The sequence below is a fragment of the Aeribacillus sp. FSL K6-2848 genome, from assembly GCF_038004325.1.
GTDB classification, from domain to species: Bacteria; Bacillota; Bacilli; order Bacillales; family Aeribacillaceae; genus Aeribacillus; species Aeribacillus composti.
In genome coordinates this window covers 3,714,336-3,738,956 of sequence record NZ_JBBOQQ010000001.1, presented here as the reverse complement: position 1 = coordinate 3,738,956, position 24,621 = coordinate 3,714,336, and the positions used below count along the sequence as shown (strand labels likewise).

At 39.0% G+C, this 24,621-nt stretch carries 16 protein-coding genes and 1 CRISPR repeat array; of the genes, 13 read left to right on the top strand and 3 right to left on the bottom strand.

The window, feature by feature from the left end; all coding sequences use genetic code 11:
* The 6 genes from cas7c to NSS70_RS18010 all read left to right on the top strand — a co-directional run bounded on the left by cas7c (nt 1) and on the right by NSS70_RS18010 (nt 13,196).
* Nucleotides 1–852: a type I-C CRISPR-associated protein Cas7/Csd2 gene (cas7c, locus tag NSS70_RS18035; protein ID WP_340882146.1), complete on the top strand. Its 852-nt coding sequence runs from the start codon at nt 1–3 to the stop codon at nt 850–852.
* Nucleotides 842–1,501, top strand: coding sequence for a CRISPR-associated protein Cas4 (gene cas4 / locus NSS70_RS18030; RefSeq protein WP_340882142.1), 660 nt, complete (start codon nt 842–844; stop codon nt 1,499–1,501). The genes cas7c and cas4 overlap by 11 nt, the downstream gene beginning before the upstream one ends.
* Nucleotides 1,498–2,529 (top strand): type I-C CRISPR-associated endonuclease Cas1c, encoded by a 1,032-nt coding sequence (gene cas1c, locus NSS70_RS18025; RefSeq protein WP_094244426.1) that lies wholly within the window; start codon nt 1,498–1,500, stop codon nt 2,527–2,529. The genes cas4 and cas1c overlap by 4 nt, the downstream gene beginning before the upstream one ends.
* A 9-nt stretch (nt 2,530–2,538) precedes the next feature.
* Entirely contained in the window at nt 2,539–2,829 is a 291-nt protein-coding gene (gene cas2 / locus NSS70_RS18020) for a CRISPR-associated endonuclease Cas2 (RefSeq protein WP_094244427.1), read from the top strand.
* 200 nt (nt 2,830–3,029) lie between these two features.
* Nucleotides 3,030–4,199 (top strand): ISL3 family transposase, encoded by a 1,170-nt coding sequence (locus tag NSS70_RS18015; RefSeq protein WP_021292746.1) that lies wholly within the window; start codon nt 3,030–3,032, stop codon nt 4,197–4,199.
* A gap of 128 nt (nt 4,200–4,327) precedes the next feature.
* Nucleotides 4,328–10,866: direct repeats of the CRISPR family, unit length 32 nt; unit sequence GTCGCATCCTCTATGGATGCGTGGATTGAAAT.
* A 626-nt stretch (nt 10,867–11,492) separates the two neighbouring features.
* Nucleotides 11,493–13,196: a methyl-accepting chemotaxis protein gene (locus NSS70_RS18010; RefSeq protein WP_340882139.1), complete on the top strand. Its 1,704-nt coding sequence runs from the start codon at nt 11,493–11,495 to the stop codon at nt 13,194–13,196.
* Between the two features lie 115 nt (nt 13,197–13,311).
* Here the strand turns inward: NSS70_RS18010 and NSS70_RS18005 are convergent, their stop codons facing one another.
* A complete protein-coding gene (locus NSS70_RS18005) occupies nt 13,312–13,641 on the bottom strand; it encodes a CHY zinc finger protein (protein WP_066250083.1) in 330 nt (109 codons plus the stop codon).
* Nucleotides 13,642–14,297: 656 nt separating this feature from the next.
* Here NSS70_RS18005 and NSS70_RS18000 point away from each other — a divergent pair.
* From NSS70_RS18000 to NSS70_RS17990, 3 genes are read left to right on the top strand one after another with little or no spacing between them, the layout of a single operon-like run.
* A complete protein-coding gene (locus NSS70_RS18000; RefSeq protein WP_094244430.1) occupies nt 14,298–14,864 on the top strand; it encodes a tyrosine-type recombinase/integrase in 567 nt (188 codons plus the stop codon).
* A gap of 54 nt (nt 14,865–14,918) precedes the next feature.
* Complete coding sequence (locus NSS70_RS17995) at nt 14,919–15,419, top strand: cation:proton antiporter regulatory subunit (protein WP_066250077.1); 501 nt, start codon at nt 14,919–14,921, stop codon at nt 15,417–15,419.
* A 9-nt stretch (nt 15,420–15,428) separates the two neighbouring features.
* Nucleotides 15,429–16,655: a cation:proton antiporter gene (locus NSS70_RS17990; protein WP_144598418.1), complete on the top strand. Its 1,227-nt coding sequence runs from the start codon at nt 15,429–15,431 to the stop codon at nt 16,653–16,655.
* Between the two features lie 343 nt (nt 16,656–16,998).
* Here the strand turns inward: NSS70_RS17990 and NSS70_RS17985 are convergent, their stop codons facing one another.
* On the bottom strand, nt 16,999–18,177 hold the full coding sequence (locus NSS70_RS17985) for a M20 metallopeptidase family protein (protein WP_339197602.1): 1,179 nt from the start codon (nt 18,175–18,177) through the stop codon (nt 16,999–17,001).
* A 1,108-nt stretch (nt 18,178–19,285) separates the two neighbouring features.
* Here NSS70_RS17985 and NSS70_RS17980 point away from each other — a divergent pair.
* A complete protein-coding gene (locus NSS70_RS17980; RefSeq protein ID WP_327873288.1) occupies nt 19,286–20,461 on the top strand; it encodes an acetyl-CoA C-acetyltransferase in 1,176 nt (391 codons plus the stop codon).
* A 323-nt stretch (nt 20,462–20,784) separates the two neighbouring features.
* Here the strand turns inward: NSS70_RS17980 and NSS70_RS17975 are convergent, their stop codons facing one another.
* On the bottom strand, nt 20,785–22,212 hold the full coding sequence (locus tag NSS70_RS17975; RefSeq protein WP_144598421.1) for a DHA2 family efflux MFS transporter permease subunit: 1,428 nt from the start codon (nt 22,210–22,212) through the stop codon (nt 20,785–20,787).
* A 177-nt stretch (nt 22,213–22,389) separates the two neighbouring features.
* Here NSS70_RS17975 and NSS70_RS17970 point away from each other — a divergent pair, with 177 nt between their 5' ends.
* From NSS70_RS17970 to NSS70_RS17960, 3 genes are all read left to right on the top strand, one after another.
* Nucleotides 22,390–23,232, top strand: coding sequence for a TetR/AcrR family transcriptional regulator (locus NSS70_RS17970; protein WP_340882136.1), 843 nt, complete (start codon nt 22,390–22,392; stop codon nt 23,230–23,232).
* A 66-nt stretch (nt 23,233–23,298) separates the two neighbouring features.
* Nucleotides 23,299–24,069: a threonine/serine exporter family protein gene (locus NSS70_RS17965; protein ID WP_063386830.1), complete on the top strand. Its 771-nt coding sequence runs from the start codon at nt 23,299–23,301 to the stop codon at nt 24,067–24,069.
* A 17-nt stretch (nt 24,070–24,086) separates the two neighbouring features.
* A complete protein-coding gene (locus NSS70_RS17960) occupies nt 24,087–24,512 on the top strand; it encodes a threonine/serine exporter family protein (RefSeq protein WP_063386829.1) in 426 nt (141 codons plus the stop codon).
* Nucleotides 24,513–24,621 lie beyond the last annotated feature (109 nt).

Here is a 24,621-nt window from a genome sequence, read left to right as displayed (position 1 = left end):
ATGTCAATCTTAGATCATAAAATTGATTTTGCTGTTGTATTATCGGTTAAAAAAGCCAATCCGAATGGAGATCCATTGAATGGAAACCGTCCGAGACAAAATTATGACGGACATGGAGAGATTTCGGATGTGGCCATTAAACGGAAAATCAGAAATCGACTGCAGGATATGGGAGAGTCCATTTTCGTTCAATCGAATGATCGAAAAGTCGATGATTTTAAAAGTTTAAAAGAGCGTGCAGAAGCACACTCGGAATTAAAGAAAATTATGAGTTCTAAAAACGGCTCAAGTGAAGAGTTTGCGAAGATAGCTTGCCAGTTATGGATAGATGTCCGGGCCTTTGGTCAAGTTTTTGCCTTTAAAGGATCCGATTTATCTGTCGGTGTTCGTGGTCCTGTTTCAATCCATACGGCAACAAGTGTCGACCCTGTTGATATTGTCAGCATGCAGATTACAAAAAGTGTAAATTCTGTAACAAATGAAAAACGCAGCTCTGACACTATGGGAATGAAGCATCGTGTTGATTTTGGTGTGTATGTTTTTTACGGCAGTATGAATACGCAATTGGCAGAAAAAACAGGATTTACAAATGAAGATGCTCTAAAAATCCAACAAGCTCTTGTTACATTGTTTGAGAATGACGCATCTGCTGCGAGACCTGAAGGAAGCATGGAAGTGCACAAAGTTTATTGGTGGGAGCACAATTCAAAACTGGGACAATATTCTTCCGCTAAAGTTCATCGTTTATTAAAAATTGAAAAAAATGTGGAAGAACCAAAATCGATTGATGATTATACGATCACTTTAAATGAGCTAGATGGTTTAAAAGCTGTGGTCATCGATGGTAAATAATGAGGAAGAAATTTATTTAATGTTGTCCGGTATTCAGCATTTTCAATTTTGTAGACGCCAATGGGCTCTCATTCATATTGAACAGCAATGGGAAGAAAATGTAAGAACGATTGAAGGGCAATATCTTCACCGAAAAGCTGACAAGCCATTTATTCGAGAAAAGCGTGGCAATAAACTGATTGTTCGTGCAATGCCTGTAAAGTCAAATGAACTGAAAATTACCGGTGTTTGTGATGTTGTTGAATTTGTTAAAGATAATAATGGTGTAGAAATAGTGGGTGCTGAAGGAAAATATGTTGCCTATCCTATAGAATATAAACGAGGAAAGCCGAAAATAGATGATTCAGATATATTGCAATTAACAGCACAAGTTATGTGTTTAGAGGAAATGTTACTTTGCAAAATAAACATAGGATATATGTTTTATAACGAGATAAAACGGAGAGTAGAAATACCTATAACATTAGAAAATAAAAATAAAGTAAGGTCAATTGTCTTAGAAATGCATGATCATTATAAGCGCAAGTATACGCCTAAAGTGAAAACTGGATCTTTTTGCAAAAACTGTTCCCTCCAAAATATTTGTTTGCCAAATTTAATGAATAAGCGGACTGTAAAAAGTTATATTGAAGGAAAGATAAAAGAATGAAAAAACTGCTTAACACATTATTTATCACTCAATCAGATGTTTATTTATCATTAGACGGCGATAATATTGTCCTTTTAAAAGAGAATGAGAAGATAGGTAGATTGCCGCTTCATAATTTAGAATCAATCGTATCCTTTGGCTATACTGGTGCAAGTCCTGCATTAATGGGATATTGTGCAGAAAAAAATATTTCATTAGTTTTTTTAACTAAGAACGGTCGATTTCTGGCAAGAGTGATCGGAAAAAGCAAAGGTAACGTCATCCTTAGAAAGAAACAATATCGTGTGTCTGAAGATGAAGTTATGTCGGTAAAAATTGCACGTAACTTCATTATTGGAAAGATTTATAACAATAAATGGATAATAGAAAGAATGACTAGAGATTATCCATTACGAGTGGATGTAGCTCTTTTTAAAGAAATCTCTCAACATTTATCATCTATCATTCATGATGTGCGAGAGTGTGAAGATTTAGAAAGATTAAGAGGTTTGGAAGGGCAAGCTGCTATAAGTTACAATAAACTGTTTAATCAGATGATATTACAGCAAAAAGAGGATTTTTATTTCCACTCGCGATCACGAAGACCGCCATTAGATAACGTGAATGCAATGCTTTCATTTGCTTATACGTTATTGGCAAATGATATGGCATCAGCGTTGGAGGGGGTTGGTCTCGATGCATATGTTGGTTTTTTGCATCGAGATCGACCAGGAAGAGCATCTTTAGCTTTAGATGTAATGGAAGAATTGCGGGGTGTTTACGCAGATAAGTTTGTCTTAACATTGATTAATAAAAAAATTGTTAACAAAGAGGATTTTATAAAAAAAGAAAATGGAGCTGTAATTATGACAGATGAAGCTAGAAAGAAATTCTTATCTGCATGGCAAAATAGAAAACAAGACAAGATAACACATCCATATTTAGGCGAGAAAATAACTTGGGGATTAGTTCCACATGCACAAGCTTTACTATTGGCCCGTCATTTACGTGATGATTTGGATGAGTATCCACCATTTTTATGGAAGTAGGTGTAAATTTTGTTAGTTTTAATAACTTATGATGTTAGTACTGTAAGCAGTGCAGGACAAAAAAGATTAAGGAAAGTGTCAAAAGTATGCCAAAATTATGGCCAACGAGTCCAAAATTCAGTTTTTGAATGTAACGTCGATGCAGCCCAATTTACAGCTTTAAAATTAGAACTTACCAATATTATTGATGAAAATAAAGATAGTCTCAGGTTCTATCAACTAGGAAACAATTATAAGTCTAGAGTAGAGCATATAGGTGTGAAAGCATCACTTGATTTAGAGGATCCTATAATTTTTTAGTGCGAATGTATAGTGAGCTTGAAATTCTTGATGCATTCGCACCTGATTTTTTTGAAATTATTGCCATATTTTATTTTTTTTGGCTCTTCACCACAAAATGTACTTGACAATCAGGTTGTTTTCTGATCAAGGGTACAAAAAATGCGAAATTTCCTGTATGGTAAAGGTGACCAAACCATCAACCATGGAGGAAATTTCGCATGCAATCTCAGTTTATCAAAGATTTGATCACTTTACCAGGCTTTCTTATTCATGGAGAACGAAAAGAGGGAGAACGATGGATTTTTGAACTTTCCCTCCCTCCTCATTGTCCGATCTGCCCGACTTGCTTCGGACGGACAACCAAAATATCATCGAAACGAAAACAATGGATTCATGGCTATACCAATACGGTCGGTTTATTTTGGATTGAACTTCCCATAGAAAGACGGCGTTGCCAAGCCTGTTTTCTGACGTTCACCGTTTCTTATCCGGGACTTCCGTCTCACAGTATCGCGACGGAATCGTTTCAACATTGGGTCGCCCAGTTATGCATCGGAAAAACGATTCAAGAAGTCGCTCGCTTGTTACAACTCGCCTATACGACAGTAGAACGCTGGTTTTATCAATATGCCCCGGCTCTTTTACCAACATCGAATCCTACAGTAGTATGTGTGGATGAATTCGCTTTCCGAAAGGGACATGATTACGGAGTAGCGGTGATGGATACACAGACTCGGAATGTCCTTTCCATTGCTTCTGGAAAAAATGAAGAAGCCATTGTGGAGGCGCTTCAACCCGTCGCCTCCAAAGTGAAGTATGTTGTCAGCGACTTGGCTCCTGCCATGAGAAAAGCCATTGAAAAGGTATGTCCAAAAGCCATCCATGTTCTTGACCACTTCCATGTGATTCAGTTATTCACCGATGCACTGGAACGTTGTCGCAAATACCTTGCCAAAGGCGGAACCAAACATGGAAGCGTTCGCCGCGTGTGCCGATTGTTAAGCCAACGTCCAGAAAAATTAACAGAAGAAGAGAGACAGGAAGTTCGACAATGGTGCCAAGAAAGTGCTTATTTACGTGATGTCTATCAAGCACTTCAACATTTCCGTTACGTATCCAAAAGCCAAACAAGAAAGCAAGCCGAAACTCGTTTGACCCAATGGTTTGACCGGTACCTTTTTAGCGACTGTGCCGCCGTACGCAGTATTGCCAAGGCACTCATCACCCGAAGAGACGCAGTGCTTTCTTGCATCGTTTTTTCTTACTCAAATGGTCCAATGGAAGGAATCAACAACAAAATAAAATTGATCAAAAGGCGAGGATATGGGTATCGAAATATCCAGCGTTTTACTTTGCGTGTCCGTCTAGAGACCTCTATCACATTTTAACGTAAAAATCAAGTACATCTTTTGGTGATGAACCTTTTTTTTTGAAAAAAGTTCTTTATTTTTATAAAGAAAATGGCGGTTTTTTGTCAAAATTACATCAATTTAAGTAATTTTGAGAAAAAATCGCTGTCGCATCCTCTATGGATGCGTGGATTGAAATAGTTACAAAATGCTCAAAAGGATCAAATCATCAAAGTCGCATCCTCTATGGATGCGTGGATTGAAATCCATCTTTATACAGCGTAAATATAGCACCGCTTTGTCGCATCCTCTATGGATGCGTGGATTGAAATACTGTAAGGCACAATATAATCGATAAATCTACTGTCGTCGCATCCTCTATGGATGCGTGGATTGAAATTTCGATGTATTCAGCTTTTATTTGAAACAGCTTCAGTCGCATCCTCTATGGATGCGTGGATTGAAATATCGAAAGCAACCGTGTTGTAACAGACAGCTTAAGTCGCATCCTCTATGGATGCGTGGATTGAAATATCGAAAGCAACCGTGTTGTAACAGACAGCTTAACGTCGCATCCTCTATGGATGCGTGGATTGAAATATCAAGCAATTGAGAAGTTTTTACCTGGCGTTTACGTCGCATCCTCTATGGATGCGTGGATTGAAATAAAGTGGTAGACGAAAACGGATTTATCGTTTTAGTCGCATCCTCTATGGATGCGTGGATTGAAATCCAGCGCTGTTGTAAGGAGCGAAATTAACTGCGTCGCATCCTCTATGGATGCGTGGATTGAAATAACCGGTGTATGAAAAAATTTGCTAAGACAGTACCAGTCGCATCCTCTATGGATGCGTGGATTGAAATAAATCAAAAAACAACTGGTCTCAAGCCGTAAGAAGTCGCATCCTCTATGGATGCGTGGATTGAAATTCCTTTTTCGCAAAATTAAAAGACTGCCAGAATGACGTCGCATCCTCTATGGATGCGTGGATTGAAATAAAAATAACTATGTGACTGCAAAAGGCAAAAAACGTCGCATCCTCTATGGATGCGTGGATTGAAATAACAGTAATATTCATTGTTTTTATTCCTCCTTTTGTCGCATCCTCTATGGATGCGTGGATTGAAATTGTTTCTAAAACTAGAAGATCATAATACACATGACGTCGCATCCTCTATGGATGCGTGGATTGAAATTCCCAGGCTTTGCTTTTGTAGAAGGATCTTGCTTGTCGCATCCTCTATGGATGCGTGGATTGAAATATTTTTGTCAAATAGCAAAACATTATCACAGCAGTCGCATCCTCTATGGATGCGTGGATTGAAATTTTATCGATATGTAAGTATCGTGTAGTAACCGCAGTCGCATCCTCTATGGATGCGTGGATTGAAATAAAAGTGAAAGATTCACTGTTTTCTGGAATCTGCGTCGCATCCTCTATGGATGCGTGGATTGAAATAATTAAAATTTGTAAAGGAGATTCTGCTAATGCTGTCGCATCCTCTATGGATGCGTGGATTGAAATGTATTTCTTTTGAAAATTTGTTTAACAAAATAGCGTCGCATCCTCTATGGATGCGTGGATTGAAATCAATCGGAAGGAGCAAAACTGTTTGACTCGTACGGTCGCATCCTCTATGGATGCGTGGATTGAAATACTAGGTTTGGCGGTCATCATTTCGAGATTGTCCAGTCGCATCCTCTATGGATGCGTGGATTGAAATCCAGCGAAGGAATGCGAAGAATTTTTGATTATGTCGCATCCTCTATGGATGCGTGGATTGAAATACCAGTAACAACACGAGTTGGATTTTGATTTGCCGTCGCATCCTCTATGGATGCGTGGATTGAAATTGCTCTAGATGCCGGGGAAGAGGTTGACGGATGGGGTCGCATCCTCTATGGATGCGTGGATTGAAATTGTTTGGCGATTGGTCGGTTGCCGTTGACTTTGACGTCGCATCCTCTATGGATGCGTGGATTGAAATGGATACTAACTGATCATATATCGCTGCTTTCGACAGTCGCATCCTCTATGGATGCGTGGATTGAAATCCGAAACAGAACGGGAAGCTGTGTCGGCGCTTGCGGTCGCATCCTCTATGGATGCGTGGATTGAAATAACCGCTTAGGCCAACATCACATTACGTTTTTGTGTCGCATCCTCTATGGATGCGTGGATTGAAATCCTCCTTAATAGTCAATCAATCTCTTCCCATCCGTCGCATCCTCTATGGATGCGTGGATTGAAATATCAGCTGACTTCTAACTGTTTCGTCCACATACAAGTCGCATCCTCTATGGATGCGTGGATTGAAATTTACATCATACTGCTTATTTGCAGCAAGAATCCGGTCGCATCCTCTATGGATGCGTGGATTGAAATATACACAAGAACGATCAATCAAAAAGAACGGCTATAGTCGCATCCTCTATGGATGCGTGGATTGAAATCGGTTTTGCGAAACATTGAATTTGAGAAAGAAAATGTCGCATCCTCTATGGATGCGTGGATTGAAATAGCTGTTGCATCAAAACTCATGGGGAACACCCCTGTCGCATCCTCTATGGATGCGTGGATTGAAATTCATGGCAACTGAATTGAAGGCAAAAGAAATTCGTCGCATCCTCTATGGATGCGTGGATTGAAATTTATTAAAAAAATAGAACTTAAAGAGTTGCAACAAGTCGCATCCTCTATGGATGCGTGGATTGAAATCAATAGGGACTAATTGAGGTTTACCTTTCAAGAACCGTCGCATCCTCTATGGATGCGTGGATTGAAATAATACATTGATGGGCTGGACGAGCAGGCTATCAACCGTCGCATCCTCTATGGATGCGTGGATTGAAATATTCGGTGTACAAGCTTTGACCGCACTTCCAAAAGGTCGCATCCTCTATGGATGCGTGGATTGAAATAAGCAGCTATTGCGGATGCTGAACAAAAAGTGAATGTCGCATCCTCTATGGATGCGTGGATTGAAATTTTATGGAGGAGGGAGAACATGAAGGTTAAGGTGGTCGCATCCTCTATGGATGCGTGGATTGAAATACGTCCGCAGGAAAGTGATGAAGGAAAATTTGTGTCGCATCCTCTATGGATGCGTGGATTGAAATAGAACAATATTTGAAAGAGGCGACTGGGGTTACCGTCGCATCCTCTATGGATGCGTGGATTGAAATGGTGTCTTTTTAGTACTACTTTTTGCAGAATTAACGTCGCATCCTCTATGGATGCGTGGATTGAAATAGTATTTGTGATTGGCAGATTGTTTTCATAGTCGTCGCATCCTCTATGGATGCGTGGATTGAAATTAATTCCATTCTCGGGTTTAAGCGGGGGTCTTCGAAAAGTCGCATCCTCTATGGATGCGTGGATTGAAATAAAACAGCAGACAAAACACTTGTTTCCTAGTTGGGTCGCATCCTCTATGGATGCGTGGATTGAAATATCAGCATTCCAACTCGCCACACCCCATACACTTGTCGCATCCTCTATGGATGCGTGGATTGAAATGATGAGGAACTACGAAAATTCATTATCGTGGACGTCGCATCCTCTATGGATGCGTGGATTGAAATTCCCAGTTAGAAACGGCTTGTCTACCCTTGCATCCGTCGCATCCTCTATGGATGCGTGGATTGAAATCAATCGGAAGGAGCAAAACTGTTTGATGCGTATAGTCGCATCCTCTATGGATGCGTGGATTGAAATGCCGCGCTCACTGTCGTCCAATTCGTCGACTTCAACGTCGCATCCTCTATGGATGCGTGGATTGAAATGACTAGGTAATCGAGTTTTTCGCGTAGGTTATGGGTCGCATCCTCTATGGATGCGTGGATTGAAATAGCCCGTCAGCTGCCGACGCCTGCCCACGCGAACGTCGCATCCTCTATGGATGCGTGGATTGAAATCTTCTTAATTCGCAAATACAACGTTTTCCACATGGTCGCATCCTCTATGGATGCGTGGATTGAAATTTTTGCAACGATTTCGCTCGGTTTGTTGGCGCTGTAGTCGCATCCTCTATGGATGCGTGGATTGAAATATGCGCCTCCCTCCAATGCACAACCGATAAAATAGTCGCATCCTCTATGGATGCGTGGATTGAAATTAATTTGCCGTATGCAACACGGCAAGAATACGAGGTCGCATCCTCTATGGATGCGTGGATTGAAATACCCTCGCCATTACACGTTAGGGTGGGGCGCGCTGTCGCATCCTCTATGGATGCGTGGATTGAAATGTGGGCAGGGATGGGGATATGTAATTGTGTCAGCGTCGCATCCTCTATGGATGCGTGGATTGAAATCGAAAAACGAAATTATAGCCGAAGCTGAAAAACAGTCGCATCCTCTATGGATGCGTGGATTGAAATACGTTATTCATGAAGGATACACATACAACGCGGGGTCGCATCCTCTATGGATGCGTGGATTGAAATGATAGTGGAATATTTTCTTGTTCCATAATCATTGTCGCATCCTCTATGGATGCGTGGATTGAAATAATTACAAGTAATTTATCTTTCATGCTTACCCCCGTCGCATCCTCTATGGATGCGTGGATTGAAATCTTAATTCATTAAGATCTACAGATTCAACTAATCGTCGCATCCTCTATGGATGCGTGGATTGAAATCCTTGCATCCGGTAAATCATTGGTGATTCATCTGCGTCGCATCCTCTATGGATGCGTGGATTGAAATGCCAACGTATCAACAGTCGTTTGATTCGCCTTGAGGTCGCATCCTCTATGGATGCGTGGATTGAAATATGTGCTATCAATTTTCCGTCTTTCACTACATACAGTCGCATCCTCTATGGATGCGTGGATTGAAATGTTGCGATCTGATCGGCTTGCACACTCAATTCTGCGTCGCATCCTCTATGGATGCGTGGATTGAAATAAGCTGAACAGCTAGCTTATCAACAAAGGAAAGCGTCGCATCCTCTATGGATGCGTGGATTGAAATGTTAGAATTCGAATATCCTGACGAAGACAACGCGGTCGCATCCTCTATGGATGCGTGGATTGAAATTGATGCTAGAGTAAAGGAGGTTGATACCGATTGAGGTCGCATCCTCTATGGATGCGTGGATTGAAATTCCGCTAGAAACAAAGTTAAATACTGATAGAAGCCGTCGCATCCTCTATGGATGCGTGGATTGAAATTTTTACGGTACTTGATGCAAATATTCCAAGAGACAGTCGCATCCTCTATGGATGCGTGGATTGAAATTGTTGTTGAGTACACGTCCGACATAGTGGATCTTGGTCGCATCCTCTATGGATGCGTGGATTGAAATAATTGTAGAAGAATTGGTCAAAGGTACAAACTTTGTGTCGCATCCTCTATGGATGCGTGGATTGAAATACGATTACTTACACAATATAAAAATAAGAAATAAAGTCGCATCCTCTATGGATGCGTGGATTGAAATCGCAGCTTGGTATTATCAATTTGCGCGAAGTTCCCGTCGCATCCTCTATGGATGCGTGGATTGAAATTGAAAATTCAAAATATTATTAAAATTTTAAAAAAAGTCGCATCCTCTATGGATGCGTGGATTGAAATTGCAAGTCCTCAAGAAGCTTTTCGCCACGTTCGCCGTCGCATCCTCTATGGATGCGTGGATTGAAATTGGAGTTCATCAGAGTTAACGCTATTCAAAATGCAGTCGCATCCTCTATGGATGCGTGGATTGAAATCTGCTGCAAAAAATCCTGATACGTAATCTATTACGTCGCATCCTCTATGGATGCGTGGATTGAAATAAACACAATTAGGCATGGACGTTGGCGCATTGCCGTCGCATCCTCTATGGATGCGTGGATTGAAATACTTGTGTCGGTGTAAAGATATTTCATCGTTCCGTCGCATCCTCTATGGATGCGTGGATTGAAATAAGTTAATTATTTTTTTAAAATTTTAATAATATTGTCGCATCCTCTATGGATGCGTGGATTGAAATACTACTTTCTTACGCTGAGCAGGCGTCAAACCGGTCGCATCCTTTATGGATGCGTGGATTGAAATTAACATCTTTGTATTTCAAGAAACTTTTTGATCCGTCGCATCCTTTATGGATGCGTGGATTGAAATATTTATACATTTTCACATAACAGCCAAACAGAAAATGTCGCATCCTTTATGGATGCGTGGATTGAAATATCAATAAACTTGCAAAACACATTGACGGTATCAGTCGCATCCTTTATGGATGCGTGGATTGAAATCCAGGATGATTATGCATTTTTTGCTGATACTATCGTCGCATCCTTTATGGATGCGTGGATTGAAATTGCCCATTTGATTTGCTTTTCGGAGCCCGTCAAGTCGCATCCTTTATGGATGCGTGGATTGAAATATCCAAAAAAGAAAAGGAGGCGATCTGATCCGATGTCGCATCCTTTATGGATGCGTGGATTGAAATAAAACGTCCAGTTTCGTCAAGAAAGATGTCTTCGTCGCATCCTTTATGGATGCGTGGATTGAAATCAGTTGGATGAAACAATAGGATTAGATCGGAGCAAGTCGCATCCTTTATGGATGCGTGGATTGAAATAGTTGACATTTGAACAGTTTTCATTAGAGACAGCGTCGCATCCTTTATGGATGCGTGGATTGAAATCTTTATATCCCACTTAGTTTAGATAAAACATTGAGTCGCATCCAATACGGATGCGTGGGTTAAAATACTCCATATCCCCCTTTGCTTTATACATGTCTGAATTGTCACATCTTTTTAGATATGTGAAGAGATTGAAATTTCACAATAATTTGTGTTGAGTGCCTTATTGCCCAAGTTTGTTGTAATCCTTAAGTTTTTTAATGAAAATATTTTTGTAAAGGTTTAAAATGAAACATATACTAGTGCTTTTGTCATAATGCAAGAGAAATTAGCATTGCATGAATCAGAGGCTGGTTTAGGGGGAGTTTCCAATGGCTTGTAAAAGCGGTGAGACGATAATGAATATAAGCTTCTAAAGGTAAAATATTTTATCTATTTGGTTAGCATTCGGCTTGCTTCTTATTCGTGATGCCATTCGGAAAGATTTTATATTGCATTTTTCCCGAAATGGTTGTTTTTATATTTTAGTCGGTGCTAAAAATAGAAAGATTTTTGGTTATGCGGCAGCTTAAGTGCTTTCTGGTTTACCTGTTTTCTTTTTAGTATTTTCCGGCTCTTTTGCAACGGCTATATTCAAATAGCTTCCTGCTTTGCCGCTTTCATTTTAGTGATTTCATACGTTCTTTGCCGATGTGTAACCTCCAACTAGAAAAAGAAAAAAAGTTACATAAGAAGGTACGAGGGGGATTATTATGATACGGATGTATAAAAATTTAAATATTGGCTGGAAATATTCAATTGGTTTGATCGTAACAGTGGGATTATTTATTATAGCGTCTATTATTATAGGAAACCAATTTTTTCAAATAAAAAACAACATTGAACAAATTGACCGTAGAGGAGAAAAGGCTGTACATATAACAGAAATGGCTTCGCTTTTCAGAGCTGCTGACATTCGAGTGGCCGATTATATAAATACAATGGATGAAAAAAACTTGCAAGAGTTTAATGATCGTATGCAGGAGTATGAAGACAAAAAGAAGGGAATAGAGTCTCAACTGGAGACTAAAAATCAACGGGATTTATTAGCAAAGATTGAAACAAACAAGGAAATGATTAATGATCTGTTTTTAAACCAGCTAGTTCCGGCTTTGAAGGGTGGAAACAAGGAAGAAATCGGCAAGTTAAGAGAACAAATCGCTGAATTGCGTACAGAAACAGTTGCTCAGCTAGATCAATTGACAAAGGCCGTAGAGGAAGAACGCATTGTAGCTGTCAATCAAACATTCAATGTTATGCAGCACAGCCTACTCATATTGGTTTTATCTGTCCTTTTATCAATCGCTCTTGGGGTAACAGTGGTTTTCCTTATTACACGGACGATAAGGAAAAATTTACTTGTAGCAGTAAAAATGGCGAATCAAATCGCAGACGGGAACCTGCAAGGTCATGCAGTCATTTATGACGGTAAAGACGAAATCGGCCAATTAATCAACGCTATGAATAAAATGAAAGGAAACTTGCATCAGATTATTGGACATATGACAAATGTTTCAGGCAATTTAAGCAAACAAAGCAGAACGCTGTCACAATATTCCGAAGAGGTTCAGCAAGGCAGCCAACAGATTGCTTCTACCATGCAGGAATTATCAAGCGGTGCTGAAGAACAAGCGAACTCTGCATCAGAGCTATTAGAACAGATGAATGAATTTGAATCGATCGTAACAAATGTATTAAAAAATCAACAAGAAGTGCAGACATTTTCAGACTCCATGCTTACTCTGACGGAGGATGGCAGTCAGGCAATGATAAAATCAATCGAAAAAATGGAATCAATTGATGCGAAAATTCAAGGTTCACTCGCAATGGTAAAAGGGTTAGATACGAAAACAAACGATATTGCCAAATTAATTAACGTCATCCAAGAAATTGCCGATCAAACCAACCTTTTAGCGTTGAATGCTGCGATTGAGGCTGCAAGGGCAGGAGAACATGGAAAGGGTTTTGCAGTTGTCGCTGATGAAGTGCGCAAGCTTGCAGAACAGGTAGCTTCCTCTGTTTCGGAAATTACTTCTATCATTCAAGGCATTCAAACTGAATCTAAAAATGTTGTTATTTCATTGGAGGATGGCTATAGAAACGTAGCAGAAGGTACGGAAACTATTTCAAAAACAGGTGATATCTTTAATGAACTAAAAGAGACCATTAAAAAAGTCTCGCATAAAATTCGCGGTATGTCAGAATCGATTAACAGTGTTCTTGACAATACGAAAAAAATGGGAGAATCCATTGAAAGTATTGCGTCTGTATCAGAAGAATCTGCAGCTGGAATAGAAGAGGTGACAGCTACTGCTGAACAGTCTAATTCTTCTATGAAGGAAGTAGCAAATTCAGCAAAACATTTGGATAAAGAAGCAATGGATTTTGATCGATTAATACAGCAGTTTAAAATTTAGTTAGTTTTTGAGATTGTATGTAACACACGTCTATTTTAAAAAATGAGGGCCATTTCAAACTTTGATAAATGTAAGTTTGAAATGGCTTTTTGTAATGCGTTTTGAAATAAATTTTTTAAGTTTCAAAATAATAATGACGGTGAAGTCCACAGCCTGGATTAAACTGCGCATTGCAGTTCGGGCATTGATATGCACTGTGCAAATACTCATTAATAGTCAATTCTTTCCCGCAATGGCCGCATAAAATCGCCTTCTCATCAAACAAGGCTTTGGGCCAAACTTGTGGATTTCCGCATCCCTCTTCCTCATGGCATTTATGACATGGATAATAAGTCTGGCAGCAATAAAATTTGATTGCAATAATATCCACATCTTTATGGTAATGCTTGCAACGAGATTGTCTGTCGACAACTTTACCTTTCACTTCTATTCCATTTATGTGCATTGGCTTTTCACCCCAGTTCAAAACGTCTTTATCATGTGCCACAAACAGAACGAAAAATAGTTATTTTTTTATATAAAAGTATAGCATAACTGTTTCTTTCAATTGTGCTTGGTTGTGATGACTTTGGGGGCTGTCTTAGAAAGTCAAATCGCCATTGAAAACAAAAAATCATAAACACCGATATATCAACGTTTCTAAAACATTAATGGGGGCGTCAATAAGCCGATTTTCTAGAAATAGATCAGTTTTTTCTTGATGATTTTGTGATATTGAGCAAAAACGATTATTTTAATGGCGCACAATATGGGCTTAGGGCATGCCGCAAAAGGACAAAGGTGCAACTCGAAATTTGGGAAGCGATGAGGTTCAAGCGAAATTCATAAAAGTGCAAGATTTAAAGCAGGTACCTAAATTGTTTCCTATGAAATGGAATGAAGAAAAAACTGTATGCAAAATTGTTTAAAGAAGGCTTGAAACGGGCAGGATTACATATTAAAATTCCTCTTTATTAGGAATAACAGGACCGCTAAACATAAAAACAACAGTTTGTTTACCTTATCCCTTATTTTCGTCTTAAAATACAAAGCTTTGTTTGCATGTTACATAATAATAGTATATAATAGTGTTAAGTAACGTGGATTAAGGGGAATAACTATATGGAATATGTTGAAGCTCTAAGAGATATAAAACAAATCAATGCCATGAAAAGATATTTAAAAAAGCATTCAGAGCGAGATTATGTACTCTTTGTGTTTGGCATCAATACCGGTTTAAAGATCACAGAAATATTGGAAATAAAAGTAGGAGATGTTTTGGGGGATGACGGCTACATAAAGGATTTTTATCTGCTTCCACATAAAGAATCTAAAACGACTAAGGAAGTGTATCTCAACCAAAAAGTAAAAAGGGCGATTCTCCACTATATCCAATCGAGACAATTGAACCGCGAAGATTATTTATTCCAGTCCGCGAAAACGAAAAAGCCCATCACGCGTCAACAGGCTTACCGCATTATCCATCGTGCCGCAGAAGCGGTCGGCATACAAGGGAAAATTGGAACGAACTCTATGCGTAAAACCTTTGGATTTCATGCCTATAAACGAGGAGTCGCCATTTCTTTGCTTCAGAAATATTTTCACCATTCGTCTCCTTCTGAAACACTCAAATATCTAGGAATTTCGAAAGATGAAAAAATTAAAACGGAAATTGATGTAAACCTTTAATATTCAACAACCTTAATCCATTCATTTAAAACATTTATAAGGAGGAATTTTTGCATGAATATTAGAGAAAGTGAACTTCCGGGAATTGGATATAAGTTTGAAATTATTACAAAGAACCAAGATAAGCTTGTTATTGTCATCCATGATGATGGACGGAGAGAAATTTATCATTTTGATTCAGATGATCATGATGAGGTTTTAAGTACTGCCACATTTGATGACTCAGAAGCAAGACAAATTGCTGGAATTTTAGGCGGAATGGCATATAAACCTAAAGCATTAGAAACCGTTGACTTTGCGTTTGATGATTTAATTATTGAATGGTATCAAGTAGAACCTGGTGCACCAGTTGTGAATAAAACGATCGGTGAGATTGATATAAGAAACAATTATGGAGTTACGGTCATTGCTATTAAGAAAAAAAAGACAAAGAAGACACACAACCCAGGTCCGGATACGGTGATTGAGGCAGGCGATACATTAGTAATTTCAGGAGAACGAAACCAACTAAAACAACTAGTTAACAACTTATTATCGAACAAAGGAAAGGAGTGAGGTTTATAGATGGATCATTTAGTCTTTGAAGTTGGTACAGCACTTGTCCTTGTTGCAATTGCAGCTATTATCGCAAATAAGCTTAAATTTTCCATTATCCCTTTCCTGATTGTCCTAGGTATGCTTGTTGGTCCGCATGCCCCAACGATTGGGATTATCGACTTAACCTTTATTGAAAGTAAAGAAATTATCCAATTTTTAGGACGCATTGGTGTTCTGTTTTTGCTTTTTTATTTAGGTTTGGAATTTTCTGTTGGAAAATTGATGAAATCAGGCCGAAATATTGTGGTAGGCGGGAGTCTTTATGTAGCAATCAATTTTGTTTTAGGCCTTTTATATGGATTTATCGTCGGGATGCCATGGATGGAGACTCTTATTATTGCTGGGCTTGTCAGCGTGTCTTCCAGTGCAATCGTCGCCAAAGTCCTTGTTGATTTAAAAAGAACAGCAAATCCAGAAACAGAGTTAATCCTTGGGATCATCTTATTTGACGACATTTTCCTTGCTTTATTTTTAACCACAATGTCAGGTGTCTTGCTTGCCGGCTCTACTTCTGTCCTCGGTATCATTACCTCTGTTCTTATTTCGGTTGGCTATATGCTGCTGTTTTTTTTCATTGCACGAAAAGGTTCGCCTTTATTAAATAAATGGTTGAATATTAAATCTGACGAAATTTTCATTATTGTTATATTTGCTACATTGTTTTTTGTTGCTGGGTTTTCAGAAACCCTTCATGTTGCAGAAGCGATTGGCGCATTGCTGTTAGGTCTAGTTTTTTCAGAAACTGACTATCGAGACCGCATTGAACATATGGTAGTTCCGTTTAGAGATTTCTTTGGCGCAATCTTCTTTTTCAGCTTTGGATTGAGTATTGATCCATCAACATTAGCTGGTGCGATCTGGTTAGCTTTAGGCGCTGCCGCACTCACAATTGCTGGGAACTTTGTAGCTGGTATGATTTCGGGGAGGAAAGCGGGGCTATCCCATAAAGCTTCTACCAATATTGGTTTAACCATTATGGCTCGTGGAGAATTTTCGATCATTGTTGCAAATTTAGGAATTACAGCAGGATTAAATCCCATTTTAACTCCTTTTACTGCCCTTTATGTTCTTATTTTAGCGATCGTAGGACCGCTACTTGCGAAAGAAAGCAAAAATATTTACAAGTTTTTAAATAAGATTTTCAAATGGAGTAACACACCGGAAAAGAAAAAAATAAAAGTCCCAGGCGAGTAGCTCGCCAATGGGAAATTTTAAGCTCAATGAACATTATTATACACCAAAAACAGCTCTCAAGAAATATAGAAATAAAACGCGAAAAATGTACGTAAGCTGTTTTCAAAAATTTATTGAAAATGCAGGTTTTCTCCTTAAAACAGAAAACCTGCATTTCCTTGTAAACTATTACTTTGCGTACAAAATTTCGCATTTTTTGTTTGCGTTTCTTTAACGTATGGATCGAAGCGGCTGAACAGAATGTGTATTTGCTTGTTGACAGTTTCGCTACATAAAATCATCATGTTGTTGGTTCAATGTACATTTCGAATTTGTTGCACCACTTTTAATTGACATCATTTTTTTATTGTAAAAGATAATGATTGACAATACTTAAAAATATTTTCCCTGAGACGAGAAGCGCACGCTCGTCAAAGTCAAAGCGGGGATGGTGATGAGGATAATGAGTTTTTGGATCGTCTCCTCTTGCACCGACATGAAAATAAACACCTGGTTTATGCTTTAAATAGTATGCAAAATCTTCTGCTCCCATTGACGGCTGATAATTATAAAAACAGTCAGATGCATACGTCTCGCTAATAATGGCTCGCAATTGTTCGGTTTCATTTCTAGGATTGATAACTGGAGGATAGCCGTTTAAATAATCAATTTCGTAGCTTGCGTGCGAAGCTTGGCATAGTCCTTGAACAATCGCTCTGATTTCCTCCTCAATTTGCTTCCTAACGTTTGGATTAAATGTTCTTACTGTCCCTTCTATTCTAGCGTTTTCTGCAATGACATTGAAAGCTGTTCCAGCTTGAAACACACCAACTGTCACAACTGCTGAATCTATCGGATTCACGCGTCTGCTGACAATTTGCTGCAAGTAGTTCACAATTTGGCTGCCGATGACAAGAGCATCTACTGTTTCATGCGGACGGGCCCCATGGCCTCCTTTTCCTTTTATTTGAATCGTAAATGCATCGACAGCAGCCATAACGGGTCCTTCTCGTAAGCCTATTTTGCCGTACGGAATATCAGTGGAAACATGTGCGCCAAATACAAGGTCAACATCGTCCAGGCATCCATCTTCAATCATAAACTTGGCGCCGCCGGGCGGTTTTTCCTCCGCGTGCTGAAAGATGAATACGATGTTGCCTTTTAAACGGCTGCGATCGATTTCACTTAATACTTTTGCAACCCCGAGGAGAGCTGCTGTATGCCCGTCGTGGCCGCAGGCATGCATAACTCCTTTTACGGACGATCTGTAAGGAGAGTCGTTCTCTTCATGGATCGGAAGCGCATCAAAATCAGCGCGGAAGGCAATGGTTTTTCCTTCTTTTCCTCCCTTGATCATTCCGATAACTCCATTTCCGCCGATACCGGTTTTTACCTCAATCCCAAAGGAGGAAAGCTTCTCTGCAATAAATTTTGGTGTATTTTCTTCTTGGAAAGAAAGCTCAGGATGCCGATGCAAATATCTTCTCCACGAAACCAATAGTTCGAATTGTTCCATTAAAGAACGATGAAGCTCTTTAATCATTTTCGCACCTTCTTTCAAAAATAATGATCCTTTTTTTCGATTAAAAGCTGTTAAATCATCATCAGTAATATGAAGTATCTAGTAGTCTAGCTGGGAAGAGAAGTAAGCTGAGATTTTAAGATCAAAAGTAACTCTTTAGCAGCGTTAGATAAAACTCGTCTTTACTTCTAATCCAACCAAAAAAGGCTTCATCACGTATTATTTTCTTTAAATTTTTTAATATTTCGCTTCTTTAGAAGTACGAAAACTGCTTTTTTAGGTATGGTTAAATATTTTAATCACCAATTCTTTATTAAACCTATACAATATATTGCAATTACTTAATATTCATTTTACCTCCCTTTTTTTGTCACACCAAGTAAAATTTTTCATTTATTTATATTTTACAGAACCATTTAAGAATGTATTCGCTGCCTCTATATAGAACTCTAGTAGAAACAAAAGAGGTTAACTAATGAAAAGTTCGCTATTGCTCAAAACGAAAGAACCAAGCTGGAAAAGGGATATAAAGAAAGCGCCATAAAAATAATCGAACAACCAGAACGTTCGAACATAAAAATGACCTGTCCTTTTCCTAAAGCGAGAAATGTAATATTCGATGATTGGTTTTTAAAAACAACACGTCCGGATTAGTACCATAAGATAAGGTGCCATCTTCTTTTCCGGGTTTCTACCATTTTTAAATTGTACATTCCAGAGTGGTTTAATAATTAATTCTTTTTTTCTAGAATATAATGTATCTCTAATTCTTCAAGATCCAATACTAAACCATCATACTTTCATCAAATGATCGAAAATATTCACCCCAACTTATTTTGACATTATTCCATTTTTTACCTTATTAACAATCCAGCAGTTGTTTTGAAAAGCCGCTTTACCTGACGGCTTGTTCATTTATACGCAAATTTGCTGAATTCTCCTTTGATTTTTAAGTATTTTTAACATTGTTATTTAATTTTCGTAATTTTATAATGAGCGTGTAAATAATTTTCATTATTCTGATAAATGAAAACGCTTTTTTGTTCGCTTAAGCATCATATACCTATCAATATTTGATACATGCCAAGGAACTGTTGGAAATACCTAAATGTTTAGAGGAGTGAATAAAATGAAAGATATCGTTTTGCTGGAAGGAGCAAGAACGGCATTTGCTGAAATATCTGGATCATTTCGAAACACTACTGCGACTGATTTAGGTGCATTTGCGGCTACAGAAGCTATTCGAAAATCTAATATTTCGCCTGATGAAATTGATCATGTTGTGTTTGGAAACGTTCAGCAATCAAGCAGAGATGCACACATTTTAGCAAGACATGTTGGATTAAAAGCCGGCACCCCGATTGAAGTTCCTGCCGTAACGATTAATCGTTTATGCGGGACGGGGATTGAAGCAATCCTAACAGGCGCCCGCTACATTTTAACGGGAGAAGCAAATGTTGTGCTGGCTGGCGGCACGGAAAATATGAGTCAAGTACCGCATGTCATTCGCGGTATGAGATGGGGAAGTCCTCTAGGTTCGCCTGTTGTAGAAGACTGGTTATGGGATGGACTATATGATACGTATGGCGGCTGCACAATGGCTGAAACAGCTGAAAATTTAGCTGTCAAATATAATTTAACGAGGGAAGAAATTGACCGTCATGCTTTATCTAGCCATGAGCGTGCGATTGCGGCGAGAGAAAAAGGGTATTTTAAAGAAGAAATTGTACCGGTTACTGTGAAAGGAAAAAAAGGAGACATCATTATTGATCAAGATGAACATATCCGCCATACGAGCATGGAGCAGCTTAGTAAATTAAAGCCTAGATTTATTGAAAATGGTGTTGTCACGCCGGGAAATGCAAGCGGTATGGTTGATGGAGCAGCAGCTGTTGTCATTGCATCAAGTGATTATGCAGAAGAAAAGGGGTTAAAACCGATTGCCCGCCTTGTTTCCTGGGATGTTGTAGGAGTAGAACCGAAGTATATGGGGATCGGTCCGGTTCCTGCTATTCAAAATGCATTAAAGAAAGCAAATTTAACGATTTCTGATTTGGACTTAATTGAAATCAATGAAGCTTTCTCTGCTCAATATTTAGCATGCCAAAAAGAATTAGGTTTTGATCTTGAAATCGGAAATGTAAATGGGGGAGCCGTTGCGCTAGGACATCCTCTTGCTGCAAGCGGAACAAGAATCACGACAACTCTTATTTATGAATTAAAAAGGCGAAACAAAAAATATGGCGCTGTATCTGCATGTATTGGCGGAGGACAAGGAATCGCCGCTGTTTGGGAAGCGCTGTAAATCCGCAGAAAAAATTGAATGCTTCGGCTACACGAGAAAATAACGGGTTAAATATATTGTCGGATCAAGCCTTATTTGTTTCCATTCGGCAACGGGATTTCAAAAGAAAAATGGGGCAACTGTATCGGAATGTCAACTGCTGATGCAGAACATATTATTGAAGCAGTCTCTGCAACTTTTTTGATTATAAGAGAGTTGAGGATAAATAAAAAGGTATGAAATGTTCAGCTGCTGTTGAAGCTGCCTTTTAATTCCGGCTTGGAAAATCTATTTTGAATGAAAAAGCCTCTAGACTGATGAACTTCGTCTAGAGGCTTTCTATTTTATGATGCGGATTGTTTTAAAAATGTTTCTCCTTCTGGTTTTGCCCGTTTGATAAAGAAAGTGAGAACGAGGGCGATCAGTGCAATTAACACTGATATTTTGAAAGAAAAGTTGATTCCATTTAGCATTGCTTCATTCATGATATCGGCCATTTTTGCTGGATCACCCGCTGCGGATTGCGCCAATCGCTCCGCTTCCGACTCTGCTTTGTTTTGCATGAGCGTGACCAGCAGCGCTGAACCAGCAGCTCCTGAAACTTGCTGCAACGTGTTGTTCATCGCTGTAGCGTGCGGGTTCATGGTTTGCGGCAGCTGATTGATTCCGTTTGCCATGACGGGCATCATCACCATCGACATTCCCAACATTCTTAATGAGTACATAAGCATTAAAAAGCTGTAGGATGTATCCATTGTTAAGTGGCTGAATTCATATGTTGTAAAAATGGTAATAGATAAGCCGATAATGGCGAGCGCTCTAGCACCAAATTTATCAAAAAGCCTTCCTGTTATCGGCGACATAATTCCCATGATGATTGCTCCCGGCAGCATTAAAAGTCCGGAATCAAAAGGTGAAATGCCGCGAATTGTTTGAATATATATTGGCATAAGCAGCATCGCTGAGAACATCGTCATCGAAAGTACGATCGAAATAGCGGATGATAAGGCGAACATCGGATATTTATAAATTCGAAATTGCAAAAGAGGCTCTTCCATTTTTAATTGCCGCACAATAAACAAGACTAAGCTGATCGTTCCGACAATAATGGTTCCATATACATAAACGGAATCCCAGCCTTTTTCCCCGGCGGAGCTAAACCCGTATAAAATGCCGCCAAACCCGATGCTTGATAAGATGAGCGATAAAATATCCAAAGATATTTGTTTTTGAGGCAAAATGTTTTTTAATTTAAAGATTGCAAGGATGAGTGTGAGAGCAGCGATCGGAATAACGATGTCAAACAATGTACGCCATGAATAATGCTCAACAATCCATCCGGATAGCGTTGGCCCTATCGCTGGCGCAGTGATCATTACGAGTCCAAAAAATCCCATTGCTGTGCCGCGCCGTTCAACAGGAAAAGCGACAAGCATGACATTCATTAATAAGGGAGCCATGATCGCTGAACCGGCCGCTTGAAACATTCTTGCAACCAATAACACGCCAAATGTCGGCGAAAGTGAAGCTAGCACTGTACCGGCTGTAAACAAGCTCATTGCTGTTAAATATAGTTGGCGATTCGTAAACTTTTGCAACAAGAATGCGCTGGCAGGAATTAAAATCCCATTAATCAGCATGTAGCCTGTTGACAGCCATTGCGCGGATGAAGGAGATATTTCAAAATCCTTCATAATGGATGGAAGTGCAACATTTAGAAACGTTTCGTTAACAAAAGACACAAAGGCACCAACAAATAAAATGGCAATCATCCCATAAGGCGGTTTGTTTAATGTTTCATGATTAGTCAAGTGAGAATCCTCCTTGTACTTATAGTATATTATTTTATACTGTTGTTATAAAAGATAATAATAATATATACTGATAGTATAAAAAAATCAACAATAACTTTTATTTTTGAGTTCAATCATAAAGGATGTGCAGTCAAATTGAACGATCGAAAAAGACAAGTAATGGAAGCGGCGCATACTCTTTTTGTTGAAAAGGGATTTGTGAGAACATCAGTTCAAGATATTTTAGATAAAAGCGGGATATCGAAAGGGACATTTTATAATTATTTCTCATCGAAAAAAGAACTTTTAATTAGTATTTTTGAAAAGATTAAAATGGAAACAGATCAGCGGAGAATGGAAGTGTTGGCTGGCAGGCAAGCAAACGATAAAAACGCGTTTATCGAACAAATTCAAGTCAAGATGGAAATCAGTAAAGAAAATAAACTATTCGCTCTGTTTTATGGTGTGCTGATGTCAGAAGATGAAGAGCTTAAAGGATTGGTGCAGCAGTATCATTTTGATGAACTTTGCTGGGCACAGAAGAGGATTGCAGAAGTATTCGGGGAACAAATACGTCCGTATTCGGTTGATTTGGCCGTGTTGTTGTATGGAATGGTTCAAAACGCCATTCATTTCGCTGTCACTGCCGGAGCAGAAATAGAAATTAACAGCATAATCGCTTATTCGTTGAGAAGAATTGAAAAAATAGCGGAAAATGTTGTGAAAGCGAAGGATCAGCTATTTGATCCGGATATAGTAGAAAGGCTGGAGCCGGAAGAGGCTTTGAATCGGAAAAAGAAAAAGGAATCCCTTTTCAATCAAATTGATAAAATAAAAAAATCGGCAGATGAGGAGCAAAAGGAATTGCTATCCTTTCTAAAGGAAGAATTGCAATCTTCTGTTCCGCGGCGAGCGCTGATTTACGCGGTGATGTCCCAAGTTGATCAGAAGAAAAAGCTTGAGCATTTGGTCGATGAGGTGCTAAGATTTAATACTTAAAGATCTATAAAAGGCTGAATCGTTTTGCCATTCACTTACCAAAAGACTTGGATATAATAATAGGAAATGAAGTTTATTGGAGAGATTAGCGTGCAATTAAATTCCAACAAGATTATTGAAGCCTGTTTGCTAGCTGGTAAAATTATGCTTGAAAATGGAGCGGAAACGTACCGCGTTGAGGATACGATGCAGAGGATGGCTACATCGCTTGGTGTAAAGCAGTCTCATTGTTTTGCTATGCCCACTGGAATTATATTTTCCATTGACGAAATGGAACAGACAAAACTTGTACGTGTGCTGGAACGGACAATAGATTTAAATAAAGTTGCGATGGTGAACAACATTTCTAGAAGGATGGCGCAGGGTGAAATATCTGTTGATGAAGCTTTGCTGGAACTGAAGCAAATAGACGAATCAAAACCTGAATATCCAGTTTGGCTGCAATTGACCTCCGTTTCCATCTTGAGCGGCTGGTTTTTAATCATGTTTCAAGGAAAGTGGGCAGATTTTGTTCCTGCCATGATTTCAGGCGGCTTAGGTTTTGCATTTTTAGTTTATGTTCATCGTTTTGCTAAAATTAAATTTTTTTCAGAGTTCCTAGCATCGTTTGTCATTGGATTTACAGCCATTTGGCAGGTGAAGCTGGGCATCGGGACAGATTTAGATAAAATTATTATCGGTTCTGTCATGCCGCTTGTACCGGGGCTGCATATCACGAATGCTGTCCGCGATTTAATGGCAGGACATTTAGTGGCTGGATTATCAAAGGGAGCTGAAGCGTTTTTAACAGCTTTTGCGATCGGGTCAGGAATTGCCATCGTTTTATCGATTTATTAATTGAAAGGATTGTTGTCATGCTGTCACAACTTGCAGCAAGCTTTATTGCAGCATTTGCATTTGGAATTATTTTTAATGTACCAAAAAAGACGTTATTTGCATGCGGAATTGCGGGAGCAGTTGGATGGCTTTCGTATTTATTCTTGATTCATTTTAAGATGGATTTAATTATCGCTGCATTTATTTCAGCGCTTCTTGTTGCCTTCATTAGTCACTTGTTTACGAAAATGTATAAAGCGCCGATCATCATTTTTTCTGTTCCAGGTATTATTCCGCTTGTCCCAGGAGGGATTGCGTATGATGCCATGCGCCATGTAGTCGAGCAAGACTATTTTACGGCGATTGAACTAGCAGCTAAAGCTTTTATCATATCAGGAGCTATCGCCATGGGACTAGTGTTTTCCGAAGTATTGAATCGGATGATTATGAAAATTATTCGGTAGTAGCTCTTTTCAATTAGTTTATCGGTGCATTTGCCGCTTAGGGAACAAATTTTTATACATGTCAGTTTTCATGGTCTTGCTTAGCTGGTTATGTTTTTTAAGGTGGGGG